The following is a 19,987-nucleotide window of genomic DNA, read 5'->3' as shown; positions in this document are numbered from 1 at the left end:
AGGTCAATCTCAAGCCACCGCGGTGGCGTCTAGATGGAATGGAGAGGCTCACATGGATGGAAGTGTATTATTGCCACTGATAGGGATCCCCGTGGTGGTGCTAGGTTTTGCTTTGAAATTCAATCCGTTGCTGGTGGTGACGGCGGCGGGGTTGGCGACAGGTCTGGCGACTGGCATGTCCCTGACCGGGCTGCTGGAGACCTTCGGTGAGAAGTTTCTCAACAGTCGGCAATTGGCCACCCTGATCCTGATCCTGCCGGTGATCGGCCTGCTGGAACGCCATGGCCTCAAGGAGCGGGCGCAGAGCTGGATCGCCGGCATCCGCAAGGCCACCTCGGCCCGCATCCTGATGCTCTATTTCGTGTTGCGTCAGGGCACGGCCATGCTGGGGTTGCTGAGCCTGGGGGGCCATGCCCAGACGGTGCGTCCGCTGATCGCCCCCATGACAGAGGGGGCCGCGGTGCATCGTCATGGTGACTTGCCCAAGCATATTCGTGACAAGATACGGGCCCATGCTGCCGCCTGTGACAACGTGGCGGTCTTCTTCGGTGAGGACATCTTCCTCGCCTTCGGTGCCGTCTTGCTGATGAGTGCCTTCCTCCAGGAGAACGGCATCACCCAGGTCGAACCCCTCTACATAGGGTTGTGGGGAATACCGACCGCCCTGTGCGCGCTGCTGATCCACATGGGTCGTCTGCTCAGGCTCGATGCCAGCATTGCCCGCGACGTGGCCGCCTGGCAGGCGGGTGAACAGGCCAAGGCCCCCGGACAAGCCGTGCTGGAGCGTGCATGATGAACAGCCTGATCACTCTCAATGATATCTACTACCTCATCGGTCTCATCGTCATGCTGCAGGTCGGCATGACCCTCTCGGACAGGCATAACCCCAAACGCTATACGACGGCCCTGTTCTGGTTCTGCTTCGGCGCCATCTTCCTGTTCGGCGACCTGCTGGTCAGCCAACTGGGTAGTCAGATTGCCTACCGGATAGTGGGTGTGCTGGTGATCCTGATCGCCCTGCTGGCCGGCACCGGTCAGCTGGCGATGGGGCGTTACTCCCAGCGCACTGATGCCGAGCGGCAAGATTCGGCGGGCAAGCTGGGTAACCGTCTGTTCCTGCCCGCCGTCATGATCCCGGTGGCGACTGTGCTCAGCACCGTACTGCTGGGGCATGCCACCCTGGGGGATTACTTCGTGCTGGATCAGAAGAACATCACCCTGACCTCCCTGGCCATAGGGACGCTGGCGGCCCTGCTGCTGGGCTGGAGGCTGACCGGTGGCACCCCTCTGCAGGCGGTGCGTGAATCGAGACGGTTGGTGGACTCCATCGGTTGGGCCGCCATCCTGCCGCAGATGCTCGCCATGCTGGGCGGGGTCTTCGTGGTCGCCCAGACGGGGGAGTCGGTGAAGGAGGTGGTGAATCTGTTTGTCACCCCCAACAATCTGTTCTTGATGGTGACCATCTACTGTGTCGGCATGGCGCTGTTCACCATGATCATGGGCAATGCCTTCGCGGCCTTTCCCGTGATGACGGCGGGTATCGCCATCCCCTTCCTCATCATGGGGGCCCACGGCAACCCCGCCGCCGTCGTCGCCATTGGCATGCTCTCCGGTTATTGCGGTACCCTGATGACCCCCATGGGGGCCAACTACAACATAGTGCCCGCCGCCCTGCTCGAGCTGGATAACAAGTATCAGGTCATCCTGGTACAGATCCCCACCGCCATCCTGATGCTTGGCTGCAACATATTGCTGATGTACTTCCTGGCGTTTCGTTAATGCGTCATGACGAGGGCCACCCACTCGGGCGGCCTCGTCGCCTCAGGATCATGCGTATTGCTGTGGGGGCGCCGTGGCCGGCCGCATGCCGAAACAACCCAGAAGGATATGATAATGAAGACCATTTTACTGACCGGTTTCGAGCCCTTCGGTGGCGAGCCGCTCAATCCGTCCTGGGAGGCGGTCAGGGGACTCGATGGCCAGCACCTCGGTGAACAACATCTGATCCGGGCGGTGCGACTGAGCTGTGTCTTCGACCTGGCCCTGGCGGAACTGGAGGCCGAACTGACACAGCATCAGCCCGTGCTGGTGCTGGCGGTGGGTCAGGCGGGGGGGCGCAGCGAACTCAGTCTGGAGCGGGTCGCCATCAATCTGGATGACGCCCGCATCCCGGATAACGCCGGGGCTCAGCCCATCGACAGGCCCATAGTGGCAGATGGCCCTGCGGCCTATTTCACCACCCTGCCCATCAAGGCCATGGTGCTGGCACTGCGTGAGGCGGGGTTGCCCGCCGCCGTCTCCTACAGCGCCGGGACCTATGTCTGCAACCACCTGTTCTACGGCCTGATGCATAGGATTGCCCGGGACGGATTGTGCTGCCGGGGCGGTTTCCTGCACATCCCCTATCTGCCAGAGCAGGCGGCGCGGCAGCTGGCGGGTACCCCCTCGATGAGCCTGACCCAGATAGTGCAGGGGCTGACGATCGGCCTGGACGCGGCACTGAATCACGAGCAGGACCTGGCGATCGGTGGCGGCACGACCCACTGAGAGAGGGGGGAGGTTGCCTCGGCACGGTCTCCTTGTTAGCCTTTCGCGCACAGATACAGGAGAAACCAATGAGCAAGGTACTGGATGAGCTGCTGGCACTGCTGGCGCTGGAGAAGATCGAGGAGGGCCTGTTTCGGGGCCAGAGCCAGGATCTCGGGTTGCGATCCGTGTTTGGCGGGCAGGTAATGGGGCAGGCCTTGTCAGCCGCCAAGCAGACGGTGGCCGGGGATCGCCAGGTTCACAGTTTTCACTCCTACTTCCTGCGTCCGGGGGATGCCAACAAGCCCATCGTCTACGACGTGGAGAACATCCGCGACGGTCAGACCGTCTCCACCCGCAGGGTCAAGGCCATCCAGGGCGGCAAGCCCATCTTCTACCTCAATGCCTCCTTCCAGGTGGAGGCCGAGGGCTTCGAGCATCAGGCCCAGATGCCCGCCGGCATCACGCCCCCCGAGCAGCTCAAGAGCGAGCTGGAGCTGGTGCGCCCCTACGAGCAGCTGATCCCCCCGGCTTTGCGGGACAAGATCCTGTGCGAGAAGCCCCTGGAGATCCGCCCCGTGACCCTGGTCGACCCCATTCGCCCGGATGTACACGAGCCGCTGCGCTACACCTGGTTCAAGGCCAACGGCACTGTGCCGGACGATCAGCGGGTCCACAACTACCTGCTGGCCTATGCCTCCGACTTCCACTTCCTGTTCGCTGCCCTGCAGCCCCACGGGGTGTCGTACTGGGAGCCGGACATGCAGGTGGCCACCATAGATCACTCCATGTGGTTCCACCGGGAGTTCCGGCTGGATGACTGGCTGCTCTACGTGGTGGACAGCCCGAGTGCCAGCGGCGGTCGTGGCCTGGTACGCGGCCAGTTCTTCACCCGCGACGGCGTGCTGGTGGCGAGCACCATGCAGGAAGGGGTGATCCGCCGCCGGGGTTGAACCTTGGTTCATCGAGGGTCCATCAACAAAAACGGGAGCCATTGGCTCCCGTTTTTTTATTGTGGTTCAGGCCCTCAGGCGGCGTCCTGCTCCGGTGCGGCCAGGGGCGCTTCGCCCTGGGCGAAGCGATCGGCCCAGAGGGCGATGACGCCGTCACCGGTGACGTTGCAGGCGGTGCCGAAGCTGTCCTGGGCCAGGTAGAGGGCAATCATCAGGGCGATGGAGGCCTCACCGAAACCGAGCATGGAGGTGAGCAGGCCCAGCGCCGACATGACACCGCCGCCGGGGGCGCCCGGCGCCGCAATCATGATGACGCCGAGCATCATGATGAAGGGCAGCATGGTGCCATAGCCCGGAATGGCCAGGTGCTCGGAGAGGAACATCACCGCGGTGGCGCAGGTCACCAGCGTGATGGTGGAGCCACAGAGGTGAATGGTGGCGCACAGGGGCACGGTGAAGTTGGCGATGCCGTCGCTCACGCCGTTGTTCTTGCTCGCCTGCAGGGCCACCGGGATGGTGGCGGCGCTGGACATGGTGCCAAGGGCGGTGAAGTAGGCGGGCAGCATGTTCTTGATCAGCATGGCGGGGGAGCGACCCAGCGCCAGCCCGGTGCCGATGAAGAGCAGGCTGAGCCAGAGCCAGTGCATGACGATGGCCATCACCAGCACCACGCCAAAGGTCTTGAGAGTGGCGAAGACGGTGCCTTCCACCGTCATCTCGACGAAGACCCCGGCGATGTAGAAGGGCAGCAGCGGGATAATCACGCGGGCCAGCAGGCGGTCGATGATGTCACGGCCCTGATCGGCGACCCGGCGCAGGTCGGTGGCCTGGGTGGCGCTGATGCCGATGCCGAACACGAAGGCGGCGGCCAGCGCCGACATCACCCCGAACAGGGGCGGGATCTCGAGGTTGATGTAGGAGCTGAGCTTGATGGCGGCTTGCGCCGTGGGCTCGGCGGCCGTGGTCAGCTGCGGGATCAGCTGGCTCGCCACCGTGAAGGCGAACAGGCCCGCCAGTATGGTGGAGCAGTAGGAGAGGGCCACCGTCTTGCCGAGCAGCTTGCCGGAGTTCTTCGGCAGGCTGGCGATGCCGCTCATGATGAAGAACAGGATGATGAGCGGAATGGTGAAGGTGATCAGCTGACCTATCACCGTCTTGGCCGTGAACAGCACCCGTGCGACCCATTCCGGGGCGTAGAGGCCGAGCAGGAGACCGGCGAGGATGCCGGCAATCAGATTGAGGACGAGTTTCATGGGGGAATCCAGGTGTTGGTGTCTGTTTTGTTATTTAATCTTGATTTTAATGCCGCTTTTTAACACAAATGCCGCATCTTGTCTGCCATCACCTGGTTAACTCAGAGTTAAATATTGTTATCTGGATGCTGAATCACGTCGGGCCCCCTGTCTGGATCGACGGCCGCGATATTGATTGATGGTGGCGGGATTGGGGTCGCGGATCAGCAGGGCATGGAGCCAGCGGCCGTGCACCGCATCGTCGCTGCACCAGCTCTGTTGCAGCTCAAACGGCAGGGGGGCGATCAGCTGTTGCAAGCGGGCCTCATCGAGCCGGGTCAGCAGCGGGTAGTCGCCTTGCGAGGGGGGCAAGGGGCTGCCGGGGTCATTCTCGCCATGGGGGAAGGAGCAGTAGAGGGGCCCCTGGGGTTTGAGCAGGCCGGCGAGGTGCATCAGGGCGGGGGCCAACTCATCCTCGGTGAGGCAGGGCAGCGAGCCGCTGGCCCAGATGCCGTCATAGGGCAGCACGTTGTGCATCTGCTCGAAGCGGCAGACCCGTACCGGCTGGCCGCACAGGCGCGAGGCGGCGCTGGCCTGGCTCAGGCTGGCATCGAAGGCGGTGACCATGAACCCCAGCTCCCGAAAATGGTGCAGATCCTCCCCCGCGCCGCAGCCGGCTTCCAGCAGGTGGGCGCCCGGCTGCAGGCGGGCCAGGAAGGGGGAGTGGGCCTGGCCGATGAGGGCGGGGCGGGGCGCCAGCGGAGCAGCGCTCTGGGGGCCTTGGGCGGGTGACTGTGGCAGTGGCATAGGGCTCGTCTCTAGGGTGGGCGGCTACTCTAGCAAATTTGCCCCCCGCTGTTCAGCTCTGCTGAGGATCCTCCCCGGCCCTGCGCACCATCAGCGCCATCAGGGGCGGCGCAAGAGCGAGGGAGAGGGGTTGGCGAGCAGACCGAACAGGGTGTCGAGCAGGAAGTCGGCCTCCCGAATCAGGTTGATGCGCTCCGGGAAGTGCAGCCAGTTGATGATGTAACCGTCCAGGGTGCAGTGCAGCAGGGTGGCGGCGCGGTGCAGATCCAGGGTCTGGGGCAGGTGGCCGAGGCGCACGGCGTTGGCCAGGGTGATCTCCAGATCCCGGAAGAAGTTGAATGATTGCACGCGCATGTGATCCCGCAGGGAGATGGCCTCTCCTTCCAGCGACTCCAGATTGAACATGATGGTGAACATCTGCTGGTGGGCGGGCTCGGTGCTGATCTTGTGCATCACCTCCTTGAGGAAGCTGCGCAGCTTGCCGAGGGGATCCGGCTCCTGCTCATCCACACAGGCGTCTAGCTGGTGGGAGAGGGGGGCGCACAGCTCCTCCCACAGGGTGACAAACAGCTCCTCCTTGTTCTTGAAGTGCCAGTAGATGGCGCCCCGGGTCAGGTCTGCCGCCTTGGCGATGTCGGTCAGGTTGGTCTTCGCCAATCCCTGTTGGCAGAACAGATTCAGGGCCGTGCTCATGATGTGGCAGCGGGTCTGCTGCGCTTCTTCTTTGGTTCTTCTGGCCATCGGATCTGTACCTGTTAAAAGGGGAAAAAGTTACTTACATACATTTATGAATGTATGTATATTGCCTCATCTTCGCAGTTTTACCAACAGGGGCCCTATAAACCCTGTGGTTTTGTGGTTTTTTTTTGTTTGAAACAGAGGCTCAGAAACTCCATGCATAAACACATTCTCGCACGTTCGGTGGGCCTTGCCTTGTTGGCAAGCGGCCTGCTGGCTGGTTGTGGCGACAAGGGCGAGGCCGGGCAAGGGGCGGGCGAGATGCCGCCTGCCGCCGTGGACGTGGTCACTCTCCATGCCGCACCGCTGCAACTCATGTCCGAGCTCACCGGCCGCACCGCCCCCCTGCGGGTGGCCGAGGTGCGCCCCCAGGTGAATGGCATCATCCTCAAGCGCCTGTTCACCGAAGGCAGCGACGTCAAGGCCGGCCAGTTGCTGTACCAGATCGATCCCGCCGTCTATCAGGCCGCCGTCGCCAGTGCCAAGGCCAATCTGGCCAAGGCGCAGGCCAACGAGCAGAGCGCCCGTCTCAAGGCCCAGCGTTATGCCGAGCTGGTGAAGGTGAAAGCCATCAGCCGTCAGGAGTATGACGACGCCGATGCGGCCTGGAAGCAGCAGGTTGCCGAGATCGGGGCCGCCAAGGCCGCCCTGCAGAGCGCCAACATCAACCTGGCTTATACCAGGATCACCGCCCCCATCAGCGGCCGCATCGGCAAGTCTGCGGTGACCGAGGGTGCCCTGGTCACCGCCCAGCAGGCGGACAGCCTCACCTCCATCTCCCAGCTCGATCCCATGTATGTGGACGTGCGTCAGTCCACCGCCGATCTGCTGCGCCTCAAGCGCCAGGTTGCCGCCGGCAAGCTGACCCAGGGCCAGCAGGAGGGCGCCAAGGTCAGCTTCCAGCTGGAAGATGGCAGCCAGTACGGCGAGCAGGGGACCCTGCAGTTCTCCGACGTGACAGTGGACGAGACCACCGGCATGGTGACCCTGCGGGTCCTGGTCCCGAACCCCCATGATCTGCTGCTGCCCGGCATGTTCATGCGCGCCACCCTGCAGGAGGGCGAGCGCCCGCAAGGCCTGCTGGTGCCCCAGACCGCCGTGACCCGCACACCGAAAGGCGGTGCCACCGTCATGGTGGTGACTGCGGACAACAAGGTCGAGCTGCGGGAAGTGCAGCTCAGCCGCGTGGTTGGCGACAGCTGGGTGGTGGAGTCCGGTCTCGATGCCGGCGAGAAGGTGATAGTGGCCGGTCTGCAGAAGGTCAAACCCGGTGCCCTGGTGGCGCCCGCTGAGCGCACCAGCACCACCACGACAGCACAAGCCGATCAGACCCAGGTCACCAAGCAGTAGGATGGAGTAGTCGCCTCATGGCACGATTTTTCATAGACAGACCCATTTTCGCCTGGGTGATTGCCCTGGTGATCATGTTGGCCGGGGCCATGGCCATCATAGGCCTGCCGGTCGCCCAGTACCCGACCATAGCCCCGCCGGCCGTCGGCATCTCCGCCAGCTACCCGGGGGCGTCCGCCAAGACGGTGGAAGACTCGGTGACCCAGATCATCGAGCAGAACATGACGGGGCTGGATCACCTGCTCTACATGTCTGCCCAGTCGGATTCTTCCGGCAACGTCAGCGTGACCCTCACCTTCAAGCCGGGTACCGATCCCGACATCGCCCAGGTGCAGGTACAGAACAAGCTGCAACAGGCCATGTCGCTCCTGCCCCAAGAGGTGCAGCAGCAGGGCGTGCGGGTCCAGAAGACCTCCAGCAGCTTCCTGATGGTGGCCGCCTTCATCTCCACCGACGGCACCATGACCAACGATGACCTGGCGGACTATGTGGTGGCCAACATCAAGGAGCCCCTGAGCCGTCTGGACGGGGTGGGTGACATCACCTTGTTCGGCAGCCAGTACTCCATGCGCGTCTGGCTCGATCCCCACAAGCTCAACCGGGTGCAGATGACCCCGGCCGACGTGCAGGCCGCCATCCAGGCCCAGAACGCCCAGGTGGCCTTCGGCAAGCTGGGTGGCACCCCTGCGGTGAGCGATCAGCAATTTACCGCCACCATCATGGGCCAGACCCGGCTCTCCACCGTGGAGGAGTTCAACAACATACTGCTGCGGGTGAACCAGGACGGCTCCAAGGTGCTGCTGAAAGACGTGGCCCGGGTCGAGCTCGCCGGTGAAAACTACGACGCGACCGCGCTCTACAACGGCCAGGCCACGGCGGCGGTGGCCATCAAGCTGGCGACCGGTGCCAACGCCCTGGACACCGCCGAGCATGTCCGGGCCAAGCTGGGTGAGCTCTCCGAGTACTTCCCGGCCAACATGGAGATCGTCTACCCCTACGACACCACGCCGTTCGTGAAGATCTCCATCGAGGAGGTGGTGCAGACGCTGATCGAGGCCATCTTCCTGGTGTTCTGCGTCATGTATCTGTTCCTGCAGAACTTCCGGGCGACCCTGATCCCGACCATAGCGGTGCCCGTGGTACTGCTCGGTACCTTCGGGGTCATGGCGGCCTTCGGCTTCTCCATCAACACCCTGACCATGTTCGGTCTGGTGCTGGCCATCGGCCTGTTGGTGGATGACGCCATCGTGGTGGTGGAGAACGTGGAGCGGCTGATGAGCGAGGAGGGACTCTCCCCGCTGGAGGCGACCCGCAAGTCCATGACCCAGATCACCGGCGCCCTGGTGGGCATCGCCCTGGTGCTGTCGGCGGTGTTCGTGCCCATGGCCTTCTTCGGCGGCTCGACCGGTGCCATCTATCGCCAGTTCTCCCTCACCATAGTCTCGGCCATGGTGCTCTCTGTGCTGGTGGCGCTGATCCTGACCCCGGCGCTCTGTGCCACCCTGCTCAAACCCATGAAACACGGGGAGTTCGGTGCCCAGCGCGGCTTCTTCGGCTGGTTCAACCGCTTCTTCGACACCAACGCCAACCGTTACCAGAACGGCGTGCGCAAGGTGATCAAGCAGGGGACCCGTTACAGCATCATCTACCTGGCCATGCTGGCGGTGCTGGCGGTGCTCTTCATGCGCCTGCCCACCTCCTTCCTGCCGGAAGAGGATCAGGGGGTCATCATGTCCATGGTGCAGCTGCCGGTGGGGGCCACCAAGGAGCGTACCGAGGTGGTGCTGGCCGACATGCGCGACTACTTCCTCAAGAACGAGAAGGAGAACGTCGATTCGGTGCTGACGGTGGCGGGCTTCAGCTTCGCCGGTAGCGGCCAGAACAGCGGCATGGCCTTCATCAAGTTGAAGGACTGGAGCGAGCGTCAAGGGGAAGAGCGCAGCGCCAACGCCATCATAGGCCGCGCCATGGGCTATCTGTTCAGCATCAAGGAGGCCCAGGTGTTCGCCTTCAACCTGCCTCCCATCCCTGAACTCGGCACGGCCACCGGCTTCGACTTCTTCCTGCAGGACCGCGGTGGTCTGGGGCACGAGAAGCTGATGCAGGCTCGTAACCAGTTGCTCGGCATGGCGGCGCAGGATCCCAACCTGGTGCGGGTACGCCCGAACGGGATGGAAGACACGCCCCAGCTCGACATCAAGATCGATTACGAGAAGGCGCTGGCCCAGGGGCTCTCCATCAGCGACATCAACAACACCCTGTCGGCGGCCTGGGGCTCCTCCTATGTGAACGACTTCGTCGACAGAGGCCGGGTCAAGAAGGTCTACCTGCAGGCGGATGCCCCCTTCCGGATGAACCCGGAGGATCTCAAGCTGTGGTACGTGCGCAACAGCGCGGGCCAGATGGTGCCCTTCTCCGCCTTCGCCAGCACCGAGTGGAGCTTCGGCTCGCCCCGTCTGGAGCGTTACAACGGCGTCTCCGCCATGGAGATAGTCGGTGAAGCGGCGCCGGGCAAGAGTACGGGTGACGCCATGGCGGCCATAGAGCAGATGGTGAAACAGCTGCCGGAAGGCATCGGCATCGAGTGGACCGGGCTCTCCTTCCAGGAGCGTCAGGCGGGTTCCCAGGCGCCGGCGCTCTACGCCATCTCGCTCTTGGTGGTCTTCCTCTGTCTGGCGGCCCTGTACGAGAGCTGGAGCATTCCATTCTCCGTCATGCTGGTGGTGCCGCTCGGGGTACTGGGCGCCATACTGGCGGCGACCCTGCGCGGGCTTGAGAACGACGTCTACTTCCAGGTGGGCCTGCTCACCACTATCGGGCTCTCGGCCAAGAACGCCATCCTGATCGTGGAGTTCGCCAAGGAGCTCCATGACAAGGGGATGAAGCTCGGCGATGCGGTGGTGGAAGCCTCCCGTCAGCGTCTGCGTCCGATCCTGATGACCTCCCTCGCCTTCATCCTCGGCGTCTTGCCGCTGGTGATAAGCACAGGTGCCGGCGCCAGCAGCCGCAACGCCATCGGCACCGGTGTCATGGGGGGGATGATCACCGCGACCGTGCTGGCCATCTTCTTCGTGCCGCTCTTCTTCGTGCTGGTGATGCGTTACTTCACCAAGCAGAGTTCAGCCGAGGAGCGCGCCGCGCTGACCAAGGAGACCCAACATGACTAAGACCCTGGTCGCCCTGAGTGTGACGCTGCTGCTGGGGGCCTGCTCCATGGCCCCCGATTACCAACGCCCCGAGGTGCCGCAAGGCGCCTCCTGGCAAGAGAACCTCGCCACCCAGGGGGCGCTGGCGCCCTGGCAGCAACAGTTCCTGGACCCGGCGCTGCAAAAGCTGATCGACACCGCGCTCGAGAACAACCGGGATCTGCGGCTCGCGGCCCTCAACGTCGAGGCCTATGAGGCCAGATATCGGATCCAGCGGGCGGCCCAGTTGCCGACCCTGGCCGCCAGCGGCTCCGGCACCCGTCAGCAGGGATCCGACGATCTCAGCAGCACGGGGCAGGGGAGCATCAGCAGCCAGTACGGCGCCGACATCGGCATCACCGCCTATGAGCTGGACCTGTTTGGCCGGATCCAGAGCCTGAAAGATCAGGCGCTGGAGAACTACCTGGCGCAAATCGAGACCCAGCGCAGCACCCAGATAGCGCTGATCGCCTCGGTGGCGAACGCCTATCTCACCCTGCTGGCGGATCAGGAGCTGCTGGCCCTGAGCCAGGCGACGCTGGCGACCGAGCAGGAGAGCTATGCCCTGACCCAGCACAAGTACCGGCTGGGGGCGGCTTCCGAGATGGAGCTGGCGCAGGGGCGCACGGCGCTCGAGAACGCCCGGGTCAGCCAGGCGCAATACCAGCGTCAGGTGAAACAGGACAGAAACGGTCTGGCCCTGCTGCTCGGCACAGAAGTGCCTGTGCTGGAAGGGCAACCGGCGACCCTGGCCGAGGTGAAGCTGGCGCCGATCCCGGTGGGGGCCCCCTCCAGCCTGCTGCAACAGCGGCCCGACATACTGGCGGCGGAGCACAGCCTGAAGGCGGCCAACGCCAACATAGGCGCGGCCCGTGCCGCCTTCTTCCCGACCATCTCGCTCACCGCGACGGCGGGCACCGCCAGCAACCAGCTGAGCGGGCTGTTTGATGGCGGCACCGGCACCTGGACCTTCATGCCCCAGATAAACCTGCCCATCTTCGACGGTGGCAAGCGCGTGGCGGATCTGGACGTGGCCGAGGTCGGCACCAAACAGGCGGTGGCGAGCTACGAGAAGAGCATCCAGACCGCCTTCAAGGAGGTCGCGGATACCCTCGGCGCCCAGGCGGACTACCAGCAGCAGCTGCAGGCCCAGCAGGATCTGGTGAACGCCAACCAGACCTACTTCAAGCTGGCGGAGTTCCGCTACGAGCAGGGGGTGGACAGCTATCTGACGAGGCTGGATGCCCAGCGCTCCCTGTTCAGCGCGCGGCAGGGGCTCATCAGCACCCGCCTGGCCCAGCTCAGCAACCAGGTCGCCCTCTACAAGGCGGTCGGCGGTGGCTGGCAGGCCCCCAAGGAAGCCCCGGCGGCCTCCGAAGGGCAGGGCTAGTCTCTCTCGCTGGCACTGTGACAGCCACAGGGCGAACCATCTGGTTCGCCCTGTTTTTTTAGGTGTACATGGACCGCCCTGGTCTGGGTACCTTGCTGCCGAGCAGGCCCGTTTTTCTGACGCTAGGCTTGTCCGGACCGCAATAGAAAAAGGCTCGCATCGCTGCGAGCCTTGCTATGTCTGGTGCCGGAAACAGGAGTCGAACCTGCGACCTTCGCATTACGAATGCGCTGCTCTACCAACTGAGCTACACCGGCTTGTCCCTAGATTCCCGAAAATGTGCAGGCAAGTCAATGAGCCAGGACTGTTTTTATGAGCCTGCTCATGGAGTTACGGGCACACCTCAGAGATCGACGAATTCCGGAATGTGGGCGCGGCCACGGCTCTCGAGAAACGCGAGCAGGGCGCGGGGGGAGCGTGCCAGGATCCGCTCCTCGGGGAAGCCGGCCTCGGTCACCAGCCGGTGGCAGTGGTCGAAATCCCCCAGGCTGAAGGCCACGTGGGAGTCTGAGCCGAAGGTGAGATAGGCACCGAGGTCGCGCGCCGCCTCGACGATGGCGCGGCAGTTGCCTTCACTGCCCGGACGGGAGTGACTGAAGGAGGAGTTGTTGATCTCCAGCGCCACCCTGTATTCGGCGGCGGCCCTGACCACGGCCTGGATGTCGATGGGAAAAGCCGGGTTGCCCGGGTGGCTTATCATGTCGACCCGGCCGCTCTTGATGGCGTTGATCATGGCCTGGGTATGGGTTGCCTGATCGCAGGGGGGAAACACGGGTTCATGGAAGCCGGCCATGATCATGTCGAGGCGCGACTCGTAGCGCTCGGGGAAGTCGATTTCGCCGTCTATGTTCTTGATGTTGGCCTCGATGCCGCGCAGTATGCCGACACCGTCCACCACCCGCGGCAGCACGTGCAGATTGACGAAGTGCCAGAAGTGAGGGGCATCGGCCATGTCGGGGCCGTGATCCGTGGTGGCGAACAGCTTGATCCCCTTGGCCCTGGCAATGGGCAGGTAATCGTGAATGGTGCTGTAGGCGTGGGTGCTGGCGACGGTGTGCGTGTGGGTATCGACCGTATACTTCATCTTCTCTCCCCTCTGGCATGAGGCGCCAGCATAGCAAAATTGGCGGACTCGGGCCATGTGGCGGCCTGCCATACTTTGTCACAAATTACGCCAGGACTGACAAAGTCTGACCACCTTTGTCTGCGAGCATAACCCCATCGATGCAAGCCTGAACTCTCATCGATGAGTCGAAACTGGATGATTCGACTCACTTTTCCCCACCGTCGCCCCTGCGACGGTTTTTTTTCGCCCGCAATCTTCGCCGCCATCCGGATAAAAAAATGCCCAACTAGCATGGCGCAAGTTGGGCGAGACTTAATGTTTAATTGCAGTGGCATAGATATAGAGTCCGGCCTGGCCGCTAAGTTCCCATCTTGTTCCCGCTTTTTTGGTTGAAAACATTTCGCCAACACCTGTTCACATTCTCTTGACATGACTGGGCGTGAAACGTACTTTTTAAACATTCGTTTAAGTGAGGTGTCCAGTGAGTAAAATCGATACCAAAAACCGTATTCTCGATGCCGCCGAGGTGCTGTTTGCCGAGCGGGGATTCGCCGATACCTCGTTGCGTCTGATCACCAGCGAGGCCGATGTGAACCTGGCCTCGGTCAACTACCACTTCGGCTCCAAAAAGGAGCTGATCCAGGCGGTGCTCGATCGTTACCTGAGTATCTTCATGCCGGCGCTGGATGCGCGGCTGCAGACCCTGATGGTGCAGGAGCAGCTGACCCTGCTGCAGGTGTTCGAGAGCTTCGTCGATCCCCTGATGAAGCTGGTGGCGGTGCGGGCCAACGGCCCGGCGCTCTTCATGCAGTTGCTGGGGCGCGGCTACATCGACAGTCAGGGCCACCTGCGCCGTTTCATCACCACACACTACGGGGCGACCCTGCACGGGATCACCCAGGCGATTTCCAAGGCCAACCCGGCCCTGTCGCCGGCGGATCTCTTCTGGCGCCTGCACTTCACCCTGGGCACAGTCGTGTTCACCATGGCTTCCGCCGATGCCCTGCGTGACATCGCCCAGGCCGATTTTGGCCAGCAGCTCGATGTGGAAGGGCTGGTGCGCAACGTTATTCCTTATCTGGCGTCCGGTGTCGGGGCGCCCGTGGAGTCGACCAGGCTCTCCCTGGCCGTGTAACACCTAACAATAATCAACGGAAACAGTGAAATAGAAGGAACTTCGGTATGATCACATTGCTTGTCCTGCTGGTGCTGGCGATAGCCGTGGTACTCGGCGTGCCCGCCATCCGTAAAAAGGTGGTAACTCGTCCCGTGTTCGGCATCTTCAAGAAGATACTGCCGCCCTTGTCGGCCACCGAGCGGGAGGCCATGGAAGCCGGCTCCGTCTGGTGGGATGGCGAGCTGTTTCGCGGCAACCCGGACTGGAAGAAACTGCATGGTTACGGCAAGGCGACCCTGAGCGCCGAGGAGCAGGCCTTCATCGACAATCAGGTCGAGACCCTGCTCGCCATGGTGGACGACTTCAAGATCGTCAACGAGACCAAGGACCTGCCCGAGCCGGTCTGGGACTATCTGAAGAAGGAAGGCTTCTTCGCCCTGATCATCCCGAAATCCTATGGCGGCCGCGAGTTCTCGGCCATTGCCAACTCCACCATAGTCACCCGCATCGCCACCAAGAGCCTGAGCGTGGCGGTCACCGTCATGGTGCCCAACTCCCTGGGCCCGGGTGAACTGCTGATGCACTACGGCACCCAGGCCCAGAAGGACTTCTGGTTGCCGGGGCTGGCCAACGGCAAGGAAGTACCCTGCTTCGCCCTGACCGGTCCGGAAGCGGGCTCGGACGCGGGCGCCATCCCGGACAAGGGGATCGTCTGCAAGGGCATGTACAAGGGGGAGGAGGTCCTCGGGCTTCGCCTGAACTGGAACAAGCGCTACATCACCCTGGCGCCCCGCGCCACCGTGCTGGGTCTGGCGTTCAAGATGTACGATCCGGACAAGTTGCTGGGTGACAAGGAAGAGATCGGCATCACCTGTGCCCTGATCCCCACCAATCACCCGGGTGTGCGGGTCGGCGATCGCCACTACCCCATGGGACTGGCGTTCCTGAACGGTCCGACCTTCGGCAAGGATGTGTTCATTCCGCTCGACTGGATCATCGGCGGCCCTGAATACGCCGGCCGCGGCTGGCGTATGCTGGTGGAGTGCCTCTCCGCCGGTCGCGGCATCTCGCTGCCTGCCCTGGGCACCGCCTGCGGCCACATGGCGAGCCGCACCGTGGGTGCCTACTCCTATGTGCGCAAGCAGTTCGGCATGTCCATCGGCAAGTTTGAAGGGGTACAGGAAGCGCTGGCCCGCATCGGCGGCCTCACCTATCAGCTGGAAGGGGCACGTCGCATGACGGCAGGTTCCCTGGACTTGGGTCAGGCGCCCGCCATCGTCACCGCCATCTCCAAGTACCACATGACCGAAATGGCGCGCCAGATCATGGATGACTCCATGGACATCCACGCCGGTCGCGCCATTCAGCTCGGCCCGAAAAACTACACCGGCTACGCCTACATGGGCATTCCGGTCGCCATCACGGTGGAAGGGGCCAACATATTGACCCGCAACCTGATGATCTTCGGGCAGGGTGCCACCCGCTGCCACCCCTACGTGTTTGCCGAGCTGGAAGCGGCCGCAGACACCGACGTGGAACGCGGCCTCGAGAAGTTTGACGCCCTGCTGATGAAGCACATCGCGTTCGGCACCGGCAACTTCTTCGGTGCCCTGTTCCAGGGGCTGACCCTGGGGCAGTTCAACAATGCCCCCGTGGGAGGGGAAACCGCCCGCTACTACAAGCAGCTCTCTCGCATGAGCAAGGGGCTGGCACTCTGTGCCGACGTCTCCATGCTGATGCTGGGTGGCGATCTCAAGCGCAAGGAGATGATCTCCGCCCGTCTGGGTGACGTGCTGAGTCACCTCTATCTGGCCTCCGCCACCCTCAAGCACTACGAGGATCAGGGCCGTATGGTCTCGGATCTGCCGTTCGTGCAATACGCGGTTGAGCGCAACCTCTACCTGATTGGCAAGGCGTTCGAGGGCTTCTTCCAGAACTTCCCGAACAAGGTGGTGGGCGCCGTGCTCAAACGGGTGGTGTTCCCGTTCGGCGTGGGCTACAAGATGCCGGCAGACGAGCGTTGCCACGCCATCTGTCTGGCCATGATGACGCCGGGCGAGTTCCGCGACCGTCTGACCGCGCTCTGCTACGTGGGCAAGGAGGAGGCGGATCCGGTCGGTCTGATGGAGCGGGCCTTCCAGGCCATGGTGGCGGTGCAGCCCATCGAGAAGAAGCTGGTGCAGGCCCAGAAAGAGGGCAAGCTGCCCCGCAAGATGGCCCTGCCGGAGCTGGTGGCCGCGGCCCTGTCCCAGTCCATCCTCGGCAAGGAGGAGGCCGACAAGCTGCTGGCCGCCGATGCCCTGCGCTACGAGGCGATCCAGGTAGACAACTTCGCCCCGGGCGAGCTGGAAGGCCTGTCTCAACCGAACCCGGTCGTGCACGCCGCCTGACCCCGAGAGTGAACCGACAACCGGCCCATGTGGCCGGTTTTTTTGTTTGTTAACCAGGCATTTACAACCTCGATTAATTCCAGTTAAATGCAATGGCCCCCACCCTTGGGGCAGGAAGCAAGGCCAGCGGAATGGCCCACAACAACAAACTCAGGAAGAGTGAATGAACCTCGCCAAAACGGCGATCGAACGCCCCATCTGGGTGGCGGTCTCGGTCGTGCTGATTTTTTTGCTGGGCCTGCTCAGCATCCGGGGACTGCCAGTCCAGCTGTTTCCCGACATTGACCGTCCGCACCTCAACATCTCGGTGGACTGGCGCTCGGCCTCGCCCCAGGAGATGGAGTCGGAGATAACCGACCCCATCGAGCAGGAGATGCAGGGGGTACAGGGGCTCAAGAGCCTCACCAGCAACAGCTACCCCGGCTTCACCGAGATCGACATGGAGTTTGCCCTCGGCACCGACATGCAGCGGGCCCAGCTCGACGTCATCTCGCGCCTGAACCGGGTCTCCGGCCTGCCGGACAACATCGGCGGTCCCTACGTCAACAACTACAGCAGCAACGACACCCTGACCTTCTTCTTCATCCAGCAGTTGCCTGGCGCCAAGGGGGAGATAGACGATCACCAGGCGCTGATCGAGGCGAGGGTCAAGCCTGAGCTTGAGCGCATCCCCGGGGTATCGACCGTGGAGGTGGAGGGGATCAACGAGCGCCAGATCCAGATCCGCTTCGACCCCTATCGCGCCGCCGAGCTGGGGGTGGAGATACCCGTGCTCGCCAGCCGGGCAACCACCGACTGGGATGTCTCTGCCGGTACCCTCGACATCGGCCGCTGGGAGTACAAGCTGCGCTTCGCCGGTCGCTACGATGTGACAACCCTGGGGGACAAGGTGGTGGACTGGCGGGACGGCCTGCCCATCTACCTGCGGGATGTGGCCGAGGTGCGGCTGGCCCGGGAGGAGAACCCGGTGCTGCGCATCCAGAACGGCAACACCGCCATCGCGGCGCAGATCTTCAAGGAGAGCGGAGCCAATGCCCTGGCGGCGCTGGAGGGGATCAAGGCCAAGGTGGATGAGCTCAACCGGGAGGTGCTGGAGCCGGTCGGGCTGCACATGGAGCAGTCGTTCGATGCCTCCCTCTACATCAACCGGGCGGTGGGCATGGTGACCGCGAACCTGGGGCTCGGCGTGCTGCTCTCCTGCGCCATCCTCTGGGTCTTCCTGCGCCAGCTCAAGGCGACCCTGATGATAGCGATCGCCATCCCCATCAGCATCATGCTCACCTTCTGCCTGCTCAAGGTGATGGGGCGCACCCTCAACATCATCTCCCTGGCGGGGATCGCCTTCGCCGTCGGCATGGTGCTCGACGCGGCCATCGTGGTGCTGGAGAGCATCTATCGGCGCCACGAGCGGGGGGATTTGAACAAGGCCGAGGCGGCGCTGGCGGGCACCCGGCAGGTGTGGACCGCCCTGGTGGCCTCCACCCTGACCACGGTCGCCATCTTCCTGCCGGTACTCTTGCTCAACGACGTGGAGGGGCAGCTGTTCGCAGACCTGGCGCTCACCATCGCCTGCGCCGTCACCGTCTCCATGGTGGTGGCGGTGACAGTGCTGCCGGCGGTGGCGGCGCGCTGGATGGGGTCTGAGCGGCTACTGGATCCCTATGACAACCAGTGGCAGCGCATCACCCGCCACCTGATCCGCTGGACCGGCACGGCCCCCCGGCGCTGGGCCATCATCGCCCTGATGATGACGGGGCCTGTGCTGGCCAGCTGGCTGCTGCTGCCCAAGATGAACTACCTGCCGGACGTGAAGCGTGACGCCATCGATGTGTGGATGAGCTTCACCCCAGGGGTCAACCTCAAGGCCCAGCGCGAAGAGGTGATAGACACCCTGATCGCCCGCCTCGATCCCTACATGAAGGGGGAGAAGGAGCCGGCCCTCAAGAACTACTACATATTGCGCTACCCGGGCGGCGCCCAGATCGGGGTGCGGCCAAAAGAGGAGAGTCAGATCAAGGCGCTGGAGCAGCTCCTGATGAAACAGCTGCTGGTGGGGATCCCCGATACCCGGGCCTTCGGCGGTCAGGGCTCCCTGTTTGGCGGCTTCGATAGCGAGAACGGCATCTCACTGCTGATCCAGGGGGGCGAGCTGCCGGCGCTCTATCAGGCGGCGCGGCAGAGCATGGCCATAGTGCAGCGGGACTTGCCGGGGGCCCAGATAAGGCCTGAGCCCGGGCTCGATTTCACCGCCCCCGAATTGCGGCTGGTGCCCCAGGACAGGCGTCTGGCCGAGGTGGGCTGGGATCGCAGCCCCATGCCCGCCATCATCCAGACCTTCGGCGACGGCCTGCGGGTCGGCGAGTATTTCGACGGGGAGGAGCGGCTCGACATCCTGCTGATGGGTCAGGCCTCCGCCAACCCGGACGAGCTGAAGGCGGTGCCGCTCGCGACCCCGTCCGGGCGCATCGTCCCCCTCGGCGAGCTGTTGCGGGTGGAGCCCGGCCTCGGGCCTGAGAGCATCTTTCGGGCCGACGGGCGGCGCAGCATCAGCCTGCAGATCACCCCGCCTGAGGGGATGAGCATGGAGCAGGTGCTGGAGACCCTGCAGACCAAGAGCTTTGCCGCCATCCGGCCGCTGCTGCCCGCCGGTGGCGAGCTGAGGGTCGCCGGCAATGCCGACAGCCTGCAGCAGGCGCTGGACAACCTGGGGAGCATCTTCCTGTTTGCGGTGATGATACTGCTCATCTTGCTGTGGGGGGTCTTCGCCTCCCTCAAGGATGCCGTGCTGGTGCTGCTCACCCTGCCGCTCGCCTCGGTGGGCGGCGTGCTGGCGCTGCACCTGAGCGGCCTCCTGGTGCCGCTGCCGATGGATCTCTTGACCATCATCGGCTTCGTCATCCTGCTGGGGCTGGTGGTCAACAACGCCATCCTGCTGGTGCACCAGACCCGCATGGCCGAGCGGGACGGCCTGAGCCGCCAGTCGGCGGTGGCCGATGCCCTGCAAAGCCGGATGAGGCCCATCGCCATGACCAGCCTCACCAGCATCTTCGGCATGCTGCCCCTGATGCTGAGCCCGAGCGAGGGGAGCGAAATCTACCGGGGGCTCGCCACCGTCATCGTCGGCGGCATGAGTTGCAGCACCCTGTTCACCCTGATCCTGTTACCCGCCTTCCTCCGTCTCGGAGAGCAGGCGGAGATCCCACAACCCCTGCGCCAGAGGGCCTGAGCAAGGA

Annotated in this window: 14 protein-coding genes and 1 tRNA gene; 10 read left to right on the top strand and 5 right to left on the bottom strand. The window is 63.6% G+C overall.

Annotation, left to right across the window (positions count from 1 at the left end; genetic code table 11):
* Positions 1-52: 52 nt before the first annotated feature.
* The 4 genes from AAHB08_RS16560 to tesB all read left to right on the top strand — a co-directional run bounded on the left by AAHB08_RS16560 (position 53) and on the right by tesB (position 3,479).
* Positions 53-793, top strand: a complete 741-nt coding sequence (locus AAHB08_RS16560) for a DUF969 domain-containing protein (protein WP_342059539.1) — start codon at positions 53-55, stop codon at positions 791-793.
* The gene (locus AAHB08_RS16555; RefSeq protein ID WP_342059538.1) at positions 790-1,779 is read left to right on the top strand and encodes a DUF979 domain-containing protein; all 990 of its coding nucleotides are present in this window, start codon (positions 790-792) and stop codon (positions 1,777-1,779) included. The genes AAHB08_RS16560 and AAHB08_RS16555 overlap by 4 nt, the downstream gene beginning before the upstream one ends.
* A gap of 114 nt (positions 1,780-1,893) precedes the next feature.
* Positions 1,894-2,547 carry a pyroglutamyl-peptidase I gene (pcp, locus tag AAHB08_RS16550; protein ID WP_342059537.1) on the top strand — a complete coding sequence of 218 codons (654 nt, stop codon included), beginning with the start codon at positions 1,894-1,896 and terminating at the stop codon, positions 2,545-2,547.
* A 68-nt stretch (positions 2,548-2,615) separates the two neighbouring features.
* Positions 2,616-3,479 carry an acyl-CoA thioesterase II gene (gene tesB / locus AAHB08_RS16545; protein WP_342059536.1) on the top strand — a complete coding sequence of 288 codons (864 nt, stop codon included), beginning with the start codon at positions 2,616-2,618 and terminating at the stop codon, positions 3,477-3,479.
* 74 nt (positions 3,480-3,553) lie between these two features.
* Here tesB and AAHB08_RS16540 read toward each other — a convergent pair whose 3' ends face one another.
* From AAHB08_RS16540 to AAHB08_RS16530, 3 genes are all read right to left on the bottom strand, one after another.
* A complete protein-coding gene (locus AAHB08_RS16540) occupies positions 3,554-4,732 on the bottom strand; it encodes a dicarboxylate/amino acid:cation symporter (protein ID WP_139439560.1) in 1,179 nt (392 codons plus the stop codon).
* A 117-nt stretch (positions 4,733-4,849) separates the two neighbouring features.
* Positions 4,850-5,518, bottom strand: a complete 669-nt coding sequence (locus AAHB08_RS16535) for a class I SAM-dependent methyltransferase (RefSeq protein ID WP_342059535.1) — start codon at positions 5,516-5,518, stop codon at positions 4,850-4,852.
* A gap of 99 nt (positions 5,519-5,617) precedes the next feature.
* Positions 5,618-6,259, bottom strand: coding sequence for a TetR family transcriptional regulator (locus AAHB08_RS16530; protein WP_202046700.1), 642 nt, complete (start codon positions 6,257-6,259; stop codon positions 5,618-5,620).
* A 153-nt stretch (positions 6,260-6,412) separates the two neighbouring features.
* Here AAHB08_RS16530 and AAHB08_RS16525 point away from each other — a divergent pair, with 153 nt between their 5' ends.
* Genes AAHB08_RS16525 through AAHB08_RS16515 form a run of 3 tightly spaced genes read left to right on the top strand, consistent with a single transcriptional unit; the run spans position 6,413 to position 12,181 of the window.
* Complete coding sequence (locus tag AAHB08_RS16525; RefSeq protein WP_265436618.1) at positions 6,413-7,606, top strand: efflux RND transporter periplasmic adaptor subunit; 1,194 nt, start codon at positions 6,413-6,415, stop codon at positions 7,604-7,606.
* Between the two features lie 17 nt (positions 7,607-7,623).
* Positions 7,624-10,773, top strand: a complete 3,150-nt coding sequence (locus tag AAHB08_RS16520; protein ID WP_202046698.1) for an efflux RND transporter permease subunit — start codon at positions 7,624-7,626, stop codon at positions 10,771-10,773.
* Positions 10,766-12,181 (top strand): efflux transporter outer membrane subunit, encoded by a 1,416-nt coding sequence (locus AAHB08_RS16515; RefSeq protein WP_342059534.1) that lies wholly within the window; start codon positions 10,766-10,768, stop codon positions 12,179-12,181. Before AAHB08_RS16520 ends, AAHB08_RS16515 begins: the two co-directional genes overlap by 8 nt.
* Before the next feature lie 181 nt (positions 12,182-12,362).
* On the opposite strand, the gene AAHB08_RS16510 is transcribed toward AAHB08_RS16515, so the two are convergent.
* Together AAHB08_RS16510 and AAHB08_RS16505 are read right to left on the bottom strand one after the other, a co-directional pair.
* Positions 12,363-12,438: transfer RNA gene (locus AAHB08_RS16510), tRNA-Thr, on the bottom strand.
* 86 nt (positions 12,439-12,524) lie between these two features.
* Positions 12,525-13,265, bottom strand: coding sequence for a phosphatase (locus AAHB08_RS16505; RefSeq protein ID WP_139434773.1), 741 nt, complete (start codon positions 13,263-13,265; stop codon positions 12,525-12,527).
* Positions 13,266-13,728: 463 nt separating this feature from the next.
* Between AAHB08_RS16505 and AAHB08_RS16500 the strand changes: the two genes are divergently transcribed.
* The 3 genes from AAHB08_RS16500 to AAHB08_RS16490 all read left to right on the top strand — a co-directional run bounded on the left by AAHB08_RS16500 (position 13,729) and on the right by AAHB08_RS16490 (position 19,980).
* The gene (locus AAHB08_RS16500; protein ID WP_025327582.1) at positions 13,729-14,382 is read left to right on the top strand and encodes a TetR/AcrR family transcriptional regulator; all 654 of its coding nucleotides are present in this window, start codon (positions 13,729-13,731) and stop codon (positions 14,380-14,382) included.
* Between the two features lie 47 nt (positions 14,383-14,429).
* Positions 14,430-16,754, top strand: coding sequence for an acyl-CoA dehydrogenase (locus AAHB08_RS16495; protein WP_342059533.1), 2,325 nt, complete (start codon positions 14,430-14,432; stop codon positions 16,752-16,754).
* 163 nt (positions 16,755-16,917) lie between these two features.
* The gene (locus AAHB08_RS16490; protein WP_342059532.1) at positions 16,918-19,980 is read left to right on the top strand and encodes an efflux RND transporter permease subunit; all 3,063 of its coding nucleotides are present in this window, start codon (positions 16,918-16,920) and stop codon (positions 19,978-19,980) included.
* The last annotated feature ends 7 nt before the right edge of the window (positions 19,981-19,987 follow it).

This window comes from Aeromonas sp. OTU364 (genome assembly GCF_038440395.1).
GTDB lineage: Bacteria > Pseudomonadota > Gammaproteobacteria > Enterobacterales > Aeromonadaceae > Aeromonas.
Note: the sequence above shows the minus strand (reverse complement) of the source record. Positions and strands in the feature narration are given on the sequence as shown.